This window comes from Streptomyces desertarenae (genome assembly GCF_042681365.1).
In the GTDB taxonomy this organism is placed as follows: domain Bacteria; phylum Actinomycetota; class Actinomycetes; order Streptomycetales; family Streptomycetaceae; genus Streptomyces; species Streptomyces desertarenae.
Genome location: NZ_JBHUFU010000002.1, coordinates 428,474 through 443,702 on the forward strand (window position 1 = coordinate 428,474; position 15,229 = coordinate 443,702).

13 protein-coding genes are annotated in these 15,229 nt (G+C 74.5%); 10 read left to right on the plus strand and 3 right to left on the minus strand.

Annotation, left to right across the window (positions count from 1 at the left end):
• Positions 1-7 precede the first annotated feature (7 nt).
• A complete protein-coding gene (gene radA / locus ACFSJS_RS06115; protein WP_380897546.1) occupies positions 8-1,417 on the minus strand; it encodes a DNA repair protein RadA in 1,410 nt (469 codons plus the stop codon).
• A 229-nt stretch (positions 1,418-1,646) separates the two neighbouring features.
• Here radA and ACFSJS_RS06120 point away from each other — a divergent pair, with 229 nt between their 5' ends.
• Positions 1,647-3,275 (plus strand): BACON domain-containing protein, encoded by a 1,629-nt coding sequence (locus ACFSJS_RS06120; RefSeq protein WP_380897549.1) that lies wholly within the window; start codon positions 1,647-1,649, stop codon positions 3,273-3,275.
• A gap of 17 nt (positions 3,276-3,292) precedes the next feature.
• Here the strand turns inward: ACFSJS_RS06120 and ACFSJS_RS06125 are convergent, their stop codons facing one another.
• Positions 3,293-4,156, minus strand: coding sequence for a DUF3109 family protein (locus ACFSJS_RS06125; RefSeq protein WP_380897551.1), 864 nt, complete (start codon positions 4,154-4,156; stop codon positions 3,293-3,295).
• A gap of 67 nt (positions 4,157-4,223) precedes the next feature.
• Here ACFSJS_RS06125 and ACFSJS_RS06130 point away from each other — a divergent pair, with 67 nt between their 5' ends.
• From ACFSJS_RS06130 to ACFSJS_RS06165, 8 genes are all read left to right on the plus strand, one after another.
• On the plus strand, positions 4,224-5,165 hold the full coding sequence (locus ACFSJS_RS06130; protein ID WP_380897553.1) for a Ppx/GppA family phosphatase: 942 nt from the start codon (positions 4,224-4,226) through the stop codon (positions 5,163-5,165).
• Between the two features lie 137 nt (positions 5,166-5,302).
• Entirely contained in the window at positions 5,303-6,127 is an 825-nt protein-coding gene (locus ACFSJS_RS06135; protein WP_380897555.1) for a sugar phosphate isomerase/epimerase family protein, read from the plus strand.
• On the plus strand, positions 6,124-6,867 hold the full coding sequence (locus tag ACFSJS_RS06140; protein ID WP_380897557.1) for a TetR/AcrR family transcriptional regulator: 744 nt from the start codon (positions 6,124-6,126) through the stop codon (positions 6,865-6,867). The genes ACFSJS_RS06135 and ACFSJS_RS06140 overlap by 4 nt, the downstream gene beginning before the upstream one ends.
• Positions 6,868-7,103: 236 nt before the next feature.
• A complete protein-coding gene (ilvD, locus tag ACFSJS_RS06145) occupies positions 7,104-8,942 on the plus strand; it encodes a dihydroxy-acid dehydratase (protein WP_380897559.1) in 1,839 nt (612 codons plus the stop codon).
• Between the two features lie 82 nt (positions 8,943-9,024).
• Entirely contained in the window at positions 9,025-9,537 is a 513-nt protein-coding gene (locus tag ACFSJS_RS06150) for a hypothetical protein (protein ID WP_380897560.1), read from the plus strand.
• A gap of 34 nt (positions 9,538-9,571) precedes the next feature.
• Positions 9,572-10,102, plus strand: a complete 531-nt coding sequence (locus ACFSJS_RS06155; protein WP_380897562.1) for a GNAT family N-acetyltransferase — start codon at positions 9,572-9,574, stop codon at positions 10,100-10,102.
• Positions 10,103-10,303: 201 nt separating this feature from the next.
• Positions 10,304-11,089: an ABC transporter ATP-binding protein gene (locus ACFSJS_RS06160; RefSeq protein WP_380897564.1), complete on the plus strand. Its 786-nt coding sequence runs from the start codon at positions 10,304-10,306 to the stop codon at positions 11,087-11,089.
• Positions 11,086-11,823, plus strand: a complete 738-nt coding sequence (locus ACFSJS_RS06165) for an ABC transporter permease (protein ID WP_380897566.1) — start codon at positions 11,086-11,088, stop codon at positions 11,821-11,823. The genes ACFSJS_RS06160 and ACFSJS_RS06165 overlap by 4 nt, the downstream gene beginning before the upstream one ends.
• Positions 11,824-11,953: 130 nt before the next feature.
• Here ACFSJS_RS06165 and ACFSJS_RS06170 read toward each other — a convergent pair whose 3' ends face one another.
• Complete coding sequence (locus ACFSJS_RS06170; protein ID WP_380897568.1) at positions 11,954-14,041, minus strand: glycosyl hydrolase; 2,088 nt, start codon at positions 14,039-14,041, stop codon at positions 11,954-11,956.
• Positions 14,042-14,255: 214 nt separating this feature from the next.
• On the opposite strand from ACFSJS_RS06170, the gene proC reads away from it, so the two are divergent.
• Positions 14,256-15,068 (plus strand): pyrroline-5-carboxylate reductase, encoded by an 813-nt coding sequence (gene proC / locus ACFSJS_RS06175; protein WP_380897570.1) that lies wholly within the window; start codon positions 14,256-14,258, stop codon positions 15,066-15,068.
• Positions 15,069-15,229 lie beyond the last annotated feature (161 nt).

Sequence of the window (15,229 nt, forward strand, 5' to 3'; positions counted from 1 at the left end):
GGCGGCACTAGCCCTCGTGTGGCGTGCTCCGCGCGCTGCGGGCGGGCCGGGCGGGCAGCACCCGCAGCGCCTCCCCGATGTCGGCGACCTCCAGCACCCGCATCCCCTCCGGGATCCTCCCCGGATCGGTGGGCACCAGCGCGTGGGTGAAGCCCAGTCGCGCCGCCTCCGCGAGCCGCCGCTGCACCCCCGTCACCCGCCGGACCTCACCCGCCAGACCGACCTCGCCGATGGCCACCAGATTCTTCGGCAGCGGGGTGTCGCTGGCGGCGCTGGCCAGCGCGAGCGCCATGGCCAGGTCCGCGGCCGGCTCCGACAGCCGCACCCCGCCGACGGTGGCGGTGTAGACGTCCCGCTTGCCCAGGGCGTTGATCCGGCCCCGCTGCTCCAGCACGGCCAGCATCATCGACACCCGTGACGTCTCCAGGCCGGACGTCGTGCGCCGCGGGGAGGGGATCTGGGAGTCCACCGTCAGCGACTGCACCTCGGCCACCAGCGGGCGGCGGCCCTCCAGGGTGACGGTCAGACAGGTGCCGGGCACCGGTTCGTCCCGGCGGGTGAGGAACAGCCCCGACGGGTCGGCCAGACCGGTGATGCCCTCGTCGTGCAGTTCGAAGCAGCCGACCTCGTCCGTCGCGCCGTAGCGGTTCTTCACGCCGCGCACCAGCCGCAGCCGGGCGTGCCGGTCGCCCTCGAACTGCAGCACCACGTCCACCAGGTGCTCCAGCAGGCGGGGCCCCGCGATGGCGCCGTCCTTGGTGACGTGGCCCACCAGCAGCGTGGACATCCCCCGCTCCTTGGAGGCCCGGATGAGCGCCCCGGCCACCTCCCGCACCTGCGCCATGCCGCCGGGGGCGCCGTCGATCTCGGGGGAGGCCACCGTCTGCACCGAGTCCAGGACGAGCAGCGAGGGCTTCACCTCGTCCAGGTGGCCCAGGACGGCGGACAGGTCCGTCTCGGCGGCCAGGTACAGGTGGTCGTTGATCGCCCCGATGCGGTCCGCCCGCAGCCGGACCTGACCTGCGGACTCCTCGCCGGTGACGTAGAGCGTGCGGTGGTCGGCGTCGGCCGCCTTGGCCGCCACGTCCAGCAGGAGCGTCGACTTGCCCACACCCGGCTCGCCGGCCAGCAGCACCACGGCACCGGGCACCAGGCCGCCGCCCAGCACCCTGTCCAGCTCGGGCACGCCCGTGCCGCGCGCGGTGGCCACCTGCCCGTCCACCTGCCCGATGGGCAGGGCGGGGGACGAGACCCGGCCCGGCGCGGTGGTGCGGACGGCCGGCGCGCCGCCCACCTCCTCGACGGTGCCCCAGGCGTGGCACTCCGGGCAGCGGCCGAGCCACTTGACCGTGGTGTAGCCGCACTCGGTGCAGCGGTAGGAGGGGCGGTCCTTCGCGGAGGACTTGCGGGCAGCCATGGGCCTCACGGTAACCGGAGCCGCCGACAGCGCGGGCGCTGCCCGGGGAGGGGACGGGTCGGGAGGCGTCCCCGGCCGGTGCGGCCCTCGCCCCGGGCGCCCCGGGACGACCCTCGCACACCCGCCACTGTGCGTTTGTGCGTTTTATCGCAGATGGTCACCCGTACGGGTTAAACCCGCCCGGGCATCACCGGCGGCGCCGGACCTTCCGCCTACGGTCGGCTGGGTGATGAGCACTCGGCGCGAGCACCCCACGCATACCACCGGCGTACACCGGGCGCACCGTGGCACGCACCGCGCCGCGGCGCGGCCGCCGGTGTACTTCGACCCGTACCAGGACCATCTGGACGGGCTCTACACCTACTGCCTCTCCGTCATGTGCGAGCACGACGCGGCGGTCGGCGTCCTCGCGGAGGCCCTGGCCGTGGCCGAACGGCAGCGGCGCCGCGGCCGCACGCCCGGCGACACGGCGCTGCACCGGGCCTGGTTGTACGCGCTGGCCCGCTGGTCCTGCCTGCGCCGCCTGGCGGACGGCCGGGGCCGCCCCGAGCCCGCGGAGGTCCCCGGGCCGCTCGCCACCGAGCGCCGCCGCGAGCTGGCCGCGCTCGCCTGGCCCGAGGCCGCGGGCACCACTCCCGAGCAGCGCGAGGCGCTGGAGCTGGCAGTCCGCCACCACCTGCCGGTCCACGAGGTCGCCGCCGTGCTCGGCACCGACCACGACGGAACCGAGCTGCTGCTCTCCAGCGGCGCCTGCGAGGTGGAGCGCACCCGCACCGCGCTCGCCGTCGTCGACCGGGGCGGCTGCGCGGCCGTCGCCCGGCTCGCCGAGGACCGCCGGGCGCTGCTGGGCGGCGCGCTCCGCCGGGAGCTGGTGCGGCACGTGGACGAGTGCCCCGAGTGCCGCCGCACCGCCGAACGGGTCCTGGCGGGAGGACCGTGGCCGGGCACCGCCCCCGCGGACGCCGGGGCCCTCACCGTGCTGGCCGCGCCGCACTCCGAGGTGCGGGCGGCGATGGCCGCCGCGCAGCGCGCGCGCTCCCCGCACACGCCCCGCTTCGACCGGCGCGGATTCCCCGTCGCCGACCGGAACCGGGCCGAGCGCTTCGACCGGCTGCGCAGCCGCGCGGTGACGACCACGGTCGTCGCCACCGTCGTGGCCGCCCCGGTGCTGGCGCTGTGGGCGGCCTACCGCGGGCTCCCGCCGGCGGACGGCGACCCGGGCGGCACCACGGTCTCGGCGTCCGAGCGCAGGGACCCGGACGTGTCCCGCGGCAGGACCCGCGGGGAAGGCGGCCGGGCCGGCGGCGGCCCCGGCGCGTTGCGCGACGGGACGAGCATCCGCGTCGACGTGGGGGGCGCGGGCGGCCCGGCCGCCCCGGAGGTCTCGTCGTCCGGCCCGGGCCGGACGGCCCGGGCGGACGGGGCCGGCGCCGGCGCCCGCACGGGGCCGGGCCGGCTGACGGTCGAGGCCGCTCCGGCCGGGGACGTCACGCTCGTCACGCTCTCTGCCTCCGGCGGGGGCCCGGTCGACTGGTCGGCCTCGGCGGACGCCCCCTGGCTGCGGCTGAGCCGGGCGCACGGGACGCTGCGGCCCGGCGAGTCGGCCACGATCACCGTCGCCGTGGACCGCTCACGGGAGCCGGCGGGCCCCTGGACGGCACGCATCGCCATCACCCCGGCGAGAGCCGTGATCACCCTCCACGGGCACGGCGCCCACGCCCCCGCCCGGCCGCAGCCGCCGGAGACACGGGCACCGGAACCGTCCGGACCACCCGCCGCCGGGGAGCCGTCCGGGTCCCCGGAGCCGACGGAACCGACGGAGCCCGCCCCGCCGGAACCGTCCGCCCACCCCGGATGACCGCTCCCGCGGCCGGGTCAGCCCTCCGTGCCGCCGCCCCGCCCGGTGGCGGGGCCCCGGCCCCGCGGCCCGTCCGCCGGGTGCGGAACCGGCAGCAGCGGTCCGGCCGCCAGCCGCTCCTCGCACAGCCGGGCCAGCCGCTCGTACCCGGCCGGGCCCATCAGCTCCGTCAGCTCCGGCCGGTACGAGACGTACACCGGTTCGCCCGCTCCGTGCGCCGACAGGGCCCCCGTGCACCACCAGTGCAGGTCGTGCCCGCCCGGGCCCCAGCCGCGCCGGTCGTACTCGCCGATCGAGACGTACAGCCTCTGCTCGCCGTCCGGCAGGTCCACCCACTCGAACGTCCGCCGGATCGGCAGCTGCCAGCACACGTCCGGCTTGGTCTCCAGCGGCTCGCGCCCCTCGGCCAGCGCCATGGTGTGCAGCGCGCAGCCGATGCCGCCGGAGAAGCCGGGGCGGTTGAGGAAGATGCACGCGCCCTGGTGCACCCGCGTCTGCCGTTCGCCGTCCTCGTTCACCTCGACCCAGCCGCGTCCGGAGGTGCCCTCCGCGTGGAACTGCCAGGTCTCGGGTGTGAGCCGCGCCGCATGCGCCGCGACGCGCTTCTCGTCGTCCTCGTCGGAGAAGTGCGCGCCCAGCGTGCAGCAGCCGTCGCTCGCGCGCCCTTCGTGGATCCCCTGGCAGCCCCGGCCGAAGACACAGCCCCAGCGGGAGGTCAACCAGGTCAGGTCGCAGCGGAACACCTGCTCCTCGTCCGCGGGGTCGGGGAACTCGACCCAGAGCCGCGCGTGGTCCAGGTCGACCTCCTCGCCCGCGGCGCGCCGCTGTTCACCGCCCGTGTTCAGGCCTTTGCCCGGCTTCACCGGTTTCGTCTTCGACACGTTCCCCAGGGTATGCACGCCGGACCCCGCTCCAGGTCACGGCCCGGCCGCAGTAGCGTGGCACCTCATGAGACTCGGTGTCCTCGACGTGGGATCCAACACGGTGCACCTGCTGGTGGTGGACGCGCACCCCGGCGCCCGTCCCCTGCCCGCCTACTCCCACAAGGCGGAGCTGCGCCTGGCCGAACTCCTCGACGAGGGCGGTGCCATCAGCCCGGCCGGCGTGGAGCGTCTGGCGACCACCGTCCGGGAGGCGCTCGAGATCGCCGAGGACAAGGGGGTGGAGGACCTGCTGCCGTTCGCCACCTCCGCCGTCCGCGACGCCGCCAACGCCGACCACGTGCTGGCCCGGGTGGCCGAGGCCACGGGCGTGGAGCTGCAGGTGCTCTCCGGGGAGGAGGAGGCGCGGCTCACCTTCCTCGCCGCCCGCCGCTGGTTCGGCTGGTCGGCCGGACGGCTGCTGCTCCTCGACATCGGCGGCGGCTCCCTGGAGATCGCCTACGGCATGGACGAGCAGCCCGACGCCGCCGCCTCGCTCCCGCTGGGGGCCGGCCGCCTCACCGGCGCCTGGCTGCCGGGCGATCCGCCCGATCCCGCCGACGTCCGGGCCCTGCGCCGCCACGTGCGGCACGAGATCGCACGGGTCGTGGGCGACTTCAGCAGGTTGAGCGCCCCCGACCACGTGGTCGCCACCTCCAAGACCTTCAAGCAGCTCGCCCGGCTGGCGGGCGCGCCCCGCTCCGCCGAGGGCCCCTACACGCAGCGCGAACTGCGGCGCACCGTGCTGGAGGAGTGGGTGCCCAAGCTGGCCGCGATGCCCGCCGCCGAGCGCGCCGCCCTGCCCGGGGTCTCCGCCGGGCGGGCCCGCCAGCTGCTGGCCGGGGCGCTGGTGGCGGAGGGCGCCATGGACCTCTTCAGCGTGGGCCGGCTGGAGATCTGCCCCTGGGCGCTGCGCGAGGGGGTCATCCTGCGCCGCCTGGACACCCTGGCCGCCGCTCCCGCGCCGTGAGGCGCTCCCGTGCCGCCACCGACCGTGACCTGCCGCGGACCGTGCGCCGGAGCAGGCCGTGAGCTTCCCCACAACCGGCCGCGGGGGTCCTCCCCCGACCCCCGGTCCACCGCCCCGGTCGCCGTAGGCTGTTCCCCGTGGCCGATCCAGCGCTGTCCCTCCCGGAGCCGAAGGTCGCCCTCTCCACGGCCTCCGTCTACCCGGAGACCACGGCGACGGCCTTCGGGATCGCCGCACGCCTCGGCTACGACGGCGTGGAGGTCATGGTGTGGACCGACCCGGTCAGCCAGGACATCGAGGCGCTGCGCAGGCTCTCGGACTTCCACGGCGTCCCGATCCTGGCCGTGCACGCCCCCTGCCTGCTGATCACCCAGCGCGTGTGGTCCAAGGACCCCTGGACCAGGCTGCAGCGCGCCCGCGAGGCCGCGGAGAAGCTCGGCGCGAGCACGGTCGTGGTCCACCCGCCGTTCCGCTGGCAGCGCTCCTACGCCCGGGACTTCGTGCGGGGCGTGTGGCGGATGGCGGACGAGACCGACGTCCGCTTCGCCGTGGAGAACATGTACCCCTGGCGCTACCGCGACCGCGAGGTGCTCGCGTACGCCCCCGCCTGGGACCCGACCCAGGACGACTACCGCCACTTCACCCTCGACCTCTCCCACACCGCCACCGCGCGCAACGACACCCTCGCGATGGTGGACCGGATGGGCGACCGGCTGGCCCACGTCCACATCGCCGACGGCAACGGCTCCGCCAAGGACGAGCACCTGGTGCCCGGGCGGGGCGGCCAGCCGTGCGCCGAGGTGCTGGAGCGGTTGGCCGCGAACGGTTTCGGCGGGCACGTGGTGGTCGAGGTCAACACCCGCCGCGCGATGTCCTCGGCCGAGCGTGAGGCCGACCTCGCCGAGGCGCTGGCCTTCACCCGCCGCCACCTGGCCTCCGCGCACCGGACGGGCGGGCAGTGAGGGGGCGGACGGAGGACGGGCCGGGCGCGGGTGCACCGGGCGCGGACGCCGGTCCGCGGAGCCGGGACGCGCAGGAATCGGGCGCGCAGGCCCAGGACCAGCGCGCGGGTGACGAACCGCGCCCCCCGCGCCGTCGCGGCCGCCCCACCGCCGCCCGCGCGGCGGCCGGCGGGGCGGCGCGCGACCGCATCCTGGCCTCCGCCCGCGCCGAGTTCGCCGAGCGCGGCTACGACAAGGCGTCCATCCGGGCCATCGCCCGTGGCGCCGAGGTGGACCCGGCGCTGGTCCACCACTACTTCGGCACCAAGGAGCAGGTCTTCGAAGCGGCCGTCGAGGTCTCCTTCGCCCCCGCCGAGGAAGGGGTGCGCGACCTGGCCCGGGACGGCGACCCCGGCACCCTCGGCGTCCGGCTGGTCCGCTTCTTCCTCGGCGTGTGGGAGGACCCGGCCACCCGCTCGCCCCTGCTGGCCGTCCTCCGCTCGGCGGTCAACAACGAGACCGCGGCCCGGATCTTCCGCGGCTCGGTGACGCGCCGGCTGATGGCCGGGATCGCGCGGCAGCTGGACGGGCCGGACCGGGAGCTGCGCGTCGAACTCGCGGCGGCCCAGCTGGTGGGCACCGCGCTCCTGCGGTACGTGCTGAGGGCCGAGCCGCTGGCCTCCGCCGACCCCGAGGAACTGGTCGCCCGGCTCGCGCCGGTCGTCCAGCACCACCTGACCGGTTCCCCCGGCCCCTCCTGACCGGCCCCTCCGGCGCCGTCCGGCCGGCGCCCTGCGGGCGCGAGGCGGGTCCCTCCGGGCGCGGAGCGCGCCTCGGCAGAGTGCCCGGAGGGCGCGCGCGCCGTTCGGACCCGCGCGGGAAGCAGGAAGAGGTGTCTTACAATCCGGACTTTTCGTCCAGATCTTGAACCGGGGGCGTACGCTCGAAAGCTACGGTCCGCAGACCGCACCCACGGTTCACGAAGGAGTGGAGCAGCATGCCCCAGCTGAGGTCCCGCACCGTCACCCACGGCCGCAACATGGCGGGCGCCCGTGCCCTGCTGAGGGCCGCAGGCGTAGCGCGCGAGGACTTCGGCAAGCCGATCGTCGCCGTGGCCAACAGCTTCACCGAGTTCGTCCCCGGCCACACCCACCTCCAGCCGGTCGGCCGGATCGTGAGCGAGGCGATCAAGGAGGCCGGCGGCGTCCCCCGCGAGTTCAACTCCATCGCCGTGGACGACGGCATCGCCATGGGCCACGGCGGCATGCTCTACTCGCTGCCCTCCCGCGACCTGATCGCCGACTCCGTGGAGTACATGGTCGAGGCCCACTGCGCCGACGCCCTGATCTGCATCTCCAACTGCGACAAGATCACCCCGGGCATGCTGATGGCCGCCATGCGGCTCAACATCCCCACCGTCTTCGTCTCCGGCGGTCCGATGGAGTCCGGCCGCGCCACCCTCGTCGACGGCACCGTCCGCAAGCTCGACCTGGTCAGCGCCATCGCCGACTCGGCCGACGACGCCGTCTCCGACGAGGACATGGCCCTCATCGAGGAGAACGCCTGCCCCACCTGCGGCTCCTGCTCGGGCATGTTCACCGCCAACTCGATGAACTGCCTCACCGAGGCCATCGGCCTGTCCCTGCCCGGCAACGGCTCGGTCCTGGCCACCCACACCGCCCGCCGGGCGCTGTACGAGGCCGCCGGCCGCACGGTCGTGGAGATCACCCGGCGCCACTACGAGCAGGACGACACCACCGTCCTGCCGCGCTCCATCGGCTCCCGGGCCGCCTTCGAGAACGCCATGGCCCTCGACATCGCCATGGGCGGCTCCACCAACACCATCCTCCACCTGCTGGCCGCCGCCCAGGAGGCCGAGCTGGACTTCGGGCTGTCGGACATCGACGCCATCTCGCGCCGCGTGCCGTGCCTGTCCAAGGTGGCCCCCAACGGCTCGTACTACATGGAGGACGTCCACCGGGCCGGCGGCATCCCCGCCATCCTGGGCGAGCTGTACCGGGCGGGCCTGCTCAACGAGGACGTCCGCACCGTCCACAGCGACTCCCTGGCCGAGTGGCTCAAGACCTGGGACATCCGCGGCGGATCCCCCTCCCCCGAGGCCGTCGAGCTCTTCCACGCCGCCCCCGGCTGCGTCCGCTCCGCCAGCGCCTTCTCCCAGTCCGAGCGCTGGGAGTCCCTGGACACCGACGCCGCGAACGGCTGCATCCGCGACGTCGAGCACGCCTACTCGAAGGACGGCGGCCTGGCCGTCCTCCACGGCAACCTCGCCGCGGACGGCTGCGTGGTGAAGACCGCCGGCGTCGACGAGTCGATCCTCACCTTCACTGGCCCGGCCGTGGTCTGCGAGTCGCAGGAGGAGGCCGTCGAGAAGATCCTCGGCAAGCAGGTGAAGGAGGGCGACGTCGTCGTCATCCGCTACGAGGGCCCCAAGGGCGGCCCGGGCATGCAGGAGATGCTCTACCCGACCTCCTTCCTCAAGGGCCGCGGCCTGGGCGCCAAGTGCGCGCTGATCACCGACGGCCGCTTCTCCGGCGGCACCTCGGGCCTGTCCATCGGCCACGTCTCCCCGGAGGCGGCCTCGGGCGGCACCATCGCCCTGGTCGAGGACGGCGACCTGATCGCCGTCGACATCCCCGGCCGCACCATCGAGCTGAAGGTGGACGAGGCCACTCTCGCGGCCCGCCGCGAGGCGCTCGGCGGCCGGTACGCGCCGGTGGCGCGCGACCGCAAGGTGTCCAACGCCCTGCGCGCCTACGCCGCCATGGCCACCAGCGCCGACAAGGGCGCGGTGCGGGACGTCACCAGGCTCGGCTGAGACCGGGGCCGGGTCCGGCGGTCGCGAGGCCGCCGGACCCGCACCACCCCGGTCCCGGCCGCGCACCCGCATAATCGACACCATGAGCGAGCAGCGGGAGCGTCCCGAGCCCGAGCCGATCCGCTTCTACGGCACCACCTGGGTGGACCACTCCGGCGGCTACCTGCTGCGCCGGTTCGCGCTCGGCCTCGGGGCGGTCCTCCTGGCCGCGGCGGGCGCCCTCGTGCTGCGGCTGGCGTACCAGGGCATGGCGATCGCCGAGACCGGCACCGTCGTGAGCACCCTGCTCGTGGTGGCCTTCGCGGTGTGCAGCTCCATGGCCTTCAGCCGCACCCTGGGCGACTACGTCCGCGACCCGGACGACGCCCGCGGCCCCGACGACGCGTCGATGCGCTCCGTCAAGGTGATCGGCTTCCTCGGCGTCCTGCTCGCGTACGCCCTGCGCAGTGCGGTCGAGGCCCCGGGGGAGAAGCAGCGCCGCGCCGCGTACGACCGGGCCGTCGAGCGCCACGAGCGCCGCAGCGCGCACCGCGCCGCCCGCCGGGGCAACCCGGCGGCCCGCCGCGGCGGCCGCCGGCCCGGACGGCGCGGCTGAGCCGCTGCCCCGGCCCCCGGGAGGACTTCCGCCCGTGACCTCCTCCGACGCCTCCGACGCCTCCGGCACCCCGAACACACTGGCCACCGCGCGGCTGGCCCTGCGCGAACTGCCGCCGGCCGCCATCCGCTCCGTCCTGGCCGGCCGCCCGGGCACCGGGGACCGGTGGGCCGAGGGCTACCCCTCCGGGGAGACGCTCGGCGCCCTGCTGCGCGTGAGCCGGATGCTCCTCGCCGACGCCTACCGGCCCGGTTTCGGCCTCTACCAGATCGCGTTGCGCGGCGACGGGATCGTCGGGGACGTCGTCTTCCACACGGCACCGGACGACAGCGGTTCGGTGGAGATCGGCTACGCGGTGGTGGAGTCGCACCGGGGCCGCGGCATCGCCACCGAGGCGGTGCGCGCCCTGGCCGCCTGGGCGCTGGAGCAGCCGGGCGTCACCGCGGTGCGCGCGGAGACGGAGCCGGGGAACCCGGCGTCCCGGCGCGTCCTGCACAAGGCGGGTTTCCGGGACGCGGGCGCCGGCGGCGGCATGCTCCACCACGTCCTGACGCGCGTCTCCTGAGGCCCGTGCGCGCCGGACCGGCCCGCCCCCCCCGCCCGCCCGGTGGCACACCCTCCCGCACGGCACCCCCGCGCCCCCGCTCCGGACGCCCCGGAACGGGGGCGCCCGCATGTCCGCCCCGCCCCGCTCGCCACTCCCGCGCCCTGCCCCGCGCCCCGTCCCGCTTGACGCTTCCGACGCGGCGGGAGCATTATTCAACACATGATGAATTATCAAGCCGCCGCAGCCGTCCGCGCCGACGGCCTCACCGTCGTACGCGGCGGCCGCACCGTGCTGCGGGACCTCTCCTTCCAGATCCCGCGCTCCACCGTCACCGGGCTGCTGGGACCCAGCGGCTGCGGCAAGTCCACGCTGATGCGCGCCGTCGTGGGGACCCAGGCCAGGGTCTCCGGCACCCTCGAAGTCCTCGGCCACCCGGCCGGGACGGCCCCCCTGCGCTCCCGCGTCGGCTACGTCACCCAGGCGCCGTCCGTCTACTCCGACCTCACCGCCCGCCAGAACCTGGACTACTTCGCGTCCGTTCTCGGCCTGACCCGCGACGAGCGCCGCGAGCAGGTCGAGCGCGCCCTCGCCGACGTCGACCTCACCTCCCGCGCCGACGCCCTCGCCGGAAACCTCTCCGGAGGCCAGCGCTCCCGGGTCTCCCTGGCCGTCGCCCTGCTGGGCACCCCCGACCTGCTGGTCCTCGACGAGCCCACCGTCGGCCTGGACCCGGTCCTCCGCCGCGACCTGTGGAGCCTCTTCCACCGCCTGGTCGCCGAACGCGGCACCACCCTGCTCGTCTCGTCCCACGCCATGGACGAGGCCGACCGCTGCGAACGCCTGCTGCTGATGCGCGCCGGACGGCTGCTGGCCGACGACACGCCCGAGGCCCTGCGCGACCGCACCGGCGCCGGCACCGTGGAGGACGCCTTCCTCCACCTGGTCGACACCGCCCGCCGCGAAGAGCAGGGCAACCGCGCGGTGCCCGGGGAGGCAGCCCGATGAGCACCCGGCGCACCCTGGCCACCGCCCGCCGCGTCCTGCGCCAGCTCGGCCACGACCGCCGCACGATCGCGCTCCTGCTGCTCGTCCCGGTCCTGCTGCTGACGCTCCTCTACTACGTCTTCGACGCCGACCGGCAGGCCTTCGACGGCATCGGCGCCTCACTGCTGGGCGTCTTCCCGCTGATCACGATGTTCCTGGTGACCTCCATCGCCACCCTGCGCGAGCGCACCTCGGGCACCCTGGAGCGCCTGCTGGCCATGCCGCTGGGCAAGGCCGACCTGATCCTCGGCTACGCCCTCGCCTTCGGTGTGCTGGCCGTCGCCCAGGCGGCCCTGGCCACCGGCGTGGCGGTGTGGTTCCTGGACCTGGACTTCGCCGGCTCCCCCTGGCTCCTGCTGCTGGTCGCCCTGCTCGACGCAGTCCTGGGCACGGCACTGGGCCTGTTCGTCTCGGCCTTCGCCGCCACCGAGTTCCAGGTCGTCCAGTTCATGCCGGCGCTGATCTTCCCCCAGCTGCTGCTGTGCGGCCTGTTCGCGCCGCGCGACAGCATGCAGCCCGTCCTGGAGGCCGTCTCCGACGTGCTGCCCATGTCCTACGCGGTGGACGGCATGAACGAGGTCCTGCGCAACCCCGACGTCACCGGCGACTTCGTCCGCGACGCCGTGGTCGTCGCCGGCAGCGCCGCCCTCGTCCTCGCCCTGGGAGCGGCCACCCTGCGCCGCCGCACCGCCTGACCGGCCCGCCCGCCCCCCACCCCTGCCCGCCCGTCCCGCGCCCGACCCGGCCGGGAACGGTGCGGCGGGCCGCCACCGGCCTCCGCCGGCGACGGCCCGCCGCGGTCACGGGAGCCGCACCCCGCGCGCCCTACCCGGCATGCGCGCGCAGGTCGTCGACGTGGAAGCTGCCGCTGCTCGTGGCGCCCCCCTCGGCCCGGTTGACGAAGACGTTGAACTGCGACAGGTTCCGCAGGTCCTCACCGGTGATCCTGCGGTCGGCGTTGGCGGTGTCCCACGGCGCCGGACGGAAGTCGGCGAACGGGATGGTCACCACCTGCGCCCCGGTGCCCGCCATCGACGGGTACGCCTCGTAGGCCACGCCGCCGGCCACCAGCTGGAGCACCAGCCTGTGGCCGGAGCCGTCCGGCTTCAGCCACAGCGAGAACGCGTCGTACGCCGACCAGTCGCCCTCGATCCGCTTGCCGATGCCGGTGTAGGTCTGGTGGGAGAAGTCGTAGTCGAACCGCAGCGCCTTCTCGCCCGAGCCCTTCGGATCGGCCGACAGCGAGATGGTGTTCGTCCCGTACGGGCTGTACTCCGCCCGCAGCGCCGTGTCGTCGGCGTGCCCCTCGAAGTCGTCCACCACACCGGGCGGCAGCGGCGGCTTCGCGCCGAGGAGGATCCGGCCGGCCGTCTCCAGCGGCGCCCGCCGCCCCCCGAGGTCGGCGTGGACCCTCAGCGTGGTGACGGTGTTGGTCAGGTTCTCCTCGCCGATCTCCCACACGCCCGTCCAGTAGCCGCTGCGGTGGTCCAGCCGCAGCGGGCGCCTGGTGCCGTCGTCGCCGGCGGTGTAGTACGCCCGCTTCACCCGCGCGTCGGAGATCCGCACCCGGACCACGGCCTCGGGCGTGGTGATCCGCTCCCCGTCGGTGGGCGTCACGACGTGCAGGAACGGTTCGTGGTCCCGCGTCCTCACCCTGCGGTCGTAGACGTCGCGCAGGTCCAGGTCCGAGCTGAACACCGACTCCGGGTCCGCGTGCAGGGCGCGGAAGTCGGGCAGCAGTTCGTGCTCCTCCTCCGCCTCCGTGGCCGGATAGGGCAGGAAGAACTGCTCGGTGCCGAAGTTCACCCAGGTCAGCATGTAGGCGCTGCGGCTCGCCCAGGGGTCGGCGGTGATGGCGTCGAAGACGTCGGTGTACCAGGACCGGTTGGGGTTCCGCCCGTTGGGCTTCAGCGCGCCGCTGATGCCGAACTCGGTGAACGCCGAGACCTTGCCGCGCTCCTCGGCGATCCTCGCGACCATGCCGAGGTCGGCCACGATCCCGTTCAGGTACTGCCGGGAGGCACCGCTGTCGTCGTAGCTGTCGATGCCCAGGACGTCGACGTAGGCGTCACCCGGGTAGGTGCGCATGAAGACGTCGTCGCTGCCGCCGAACCCGCCGCCGGGCGAGTACGCGTACAGCAGGTTGTGGACGTTCCTGGTGTCGCGCAGGTACTCGACCGTGTACCGGAACAGCTCGACGTACTCCGCGGGCGATGCGTGCGCCGCGCCCCACCAGAACCACGAGCCGCTGTTCTCGTGGAACGGCCGGTAGATCATCGGGATCGGGTCGCCGTCCTCGTCGTCGACGGCGTGCGCGAGCCGGGCCACCCGGTCCAGGTAGGCGCGGAACTCGCCGTGGTGGTCGCCGCCCGGAAGGATGCGCTCGACAACGTTGCCATCGGTGTCGTAGAAGTCCCCGCCGGTGACGAAGTTGTCCATGTGGGAGCTGAGCGTGTGGATGCCGCCGATGCGGTCCGCCGCCTCGATCAGCCGGACGGTCGCACGGAAGTTCTCCTCGGGTGTGGGATCGCCCGGCGTCGAGCCGTGGCCGTGGTGGCCGGTGTCCCAGCCGAAGACGGCCGGGTGGTCGCCCACGCCCGCCTCCACGTCGGACCGGATCCCGTCCGTCTGCGTCGACTCGTCGAACGTGACGCCGAACTCGGTGGTCTGCTGGTGCCCGAAGAGGATGCCCTCGCCCTGCCGGTCGCGGAGGTGGGCGAAGAGGGAGCGGGTCTCCGGCGTCGCGTCCGGATCGGCGATCGACACCGTCTCCGGCCTGTGGTGGCCGCCCTTGCCGGCATCGGGGCCGGCGGCGGACGCGACCACCGGGAATCCCCCCAGCCCGATCAGTCCTGCGACGGTGAGGGCGGTCAACCGTCCGCCCGACCGGGCGGGGGTGCGTTTTCTTCCCATGGGGTCTCCAGGAGGAGAGGAGGAGTGGGGCCGGCTTGCGGAACGGGACTATAGGGAACTTACTTACGTTGGTGAAGTAAGTTTGCAGGATCCGGTCACGGACCGCCGAGCGGCCGTGCCCGCCAGTCGGACGGTCCGGCGCCGCCGGAGCCCGGGGTGCGAGGATTGCAGCGCAGCATCCGCACGCACCGGACCGGGACAAGGTGAGCCGTCCATGACCCAGAAGATCGCCGTCCTCGGAGCAGGCAAGATCGGCGAGGCCCTGCTGTCGGGCATGATCCGCGCCGGCTGGTCGCCGTCCGACCTCCTGGTCACCACCCGCCGTCCGGAGCGCGCCGGGGAACTGCTGACCCGCCACGGCGTCACCGCCGTCACCAACGCGGAGGCGGCCAAGACCGCCGACACCCTCATCCTGGCCGTGAAGCCCCAGGACATGGCGGCGCTCCTGGAGGAGCTGGCACCGCACGTCCCCGCCGACCGGCTGGTGATCAGCGCGGCGGCCGGTGTCCCGACGGCCTTCTTCGAGGAGCGCCTCGCTGAGGGCACCCCGGTCGTCCGCGTCATGCCCAACACCCCGGTGCTGGTGGACGAGGGCATGTCCGTGATCTCCGCGGGGACGCACGCCACCGAGGTGCACCTGGCCCGCACCGAGGAGATCTTCCAGCCGGTGGGCAAGACGCTGCGCGTTCCGGAGTCCCAGCAGGACGCCGCCACCGCCCTCTCCGGCTCGGGTCCGGCCTACTTCTACTTCCTGGTGGAGGCCATGACGGACGCGGGCATCCTGCTGGGGCTGCCCAGGGACAAGGCGCACGATCTCATCGTCCAGGCCGCCATCGGCGCGTCGGTGATGCTCCGCGACAGCGGCGAGCACCCCGTCAAGCTCCGCGAGGCGGTCACCTCCCCGGCGGGCACCACGATCAACGCCATCCGCGAACTGGAGCGGCACGGGGTCCGCGCCGCCCTCATCGCGGCACTGGAAGCGGCCCGCGACCGCAGCCGCGAACTCGCCTCCGGCGGCGACGAGTAGCGGTTTGATGCACGGCGGTCCGTCGTGTAATGTTCTCCGAGCTGTCACGGGATCACCTCGATCCGGTGCGGCCCTTCTGCCGCTTACGGTGGCGCCCACTCACTTGGTGTGAATCCCTTCCGGGATGGATTTCGGTATGCCGTAATTCCGTTCCGGGTGGC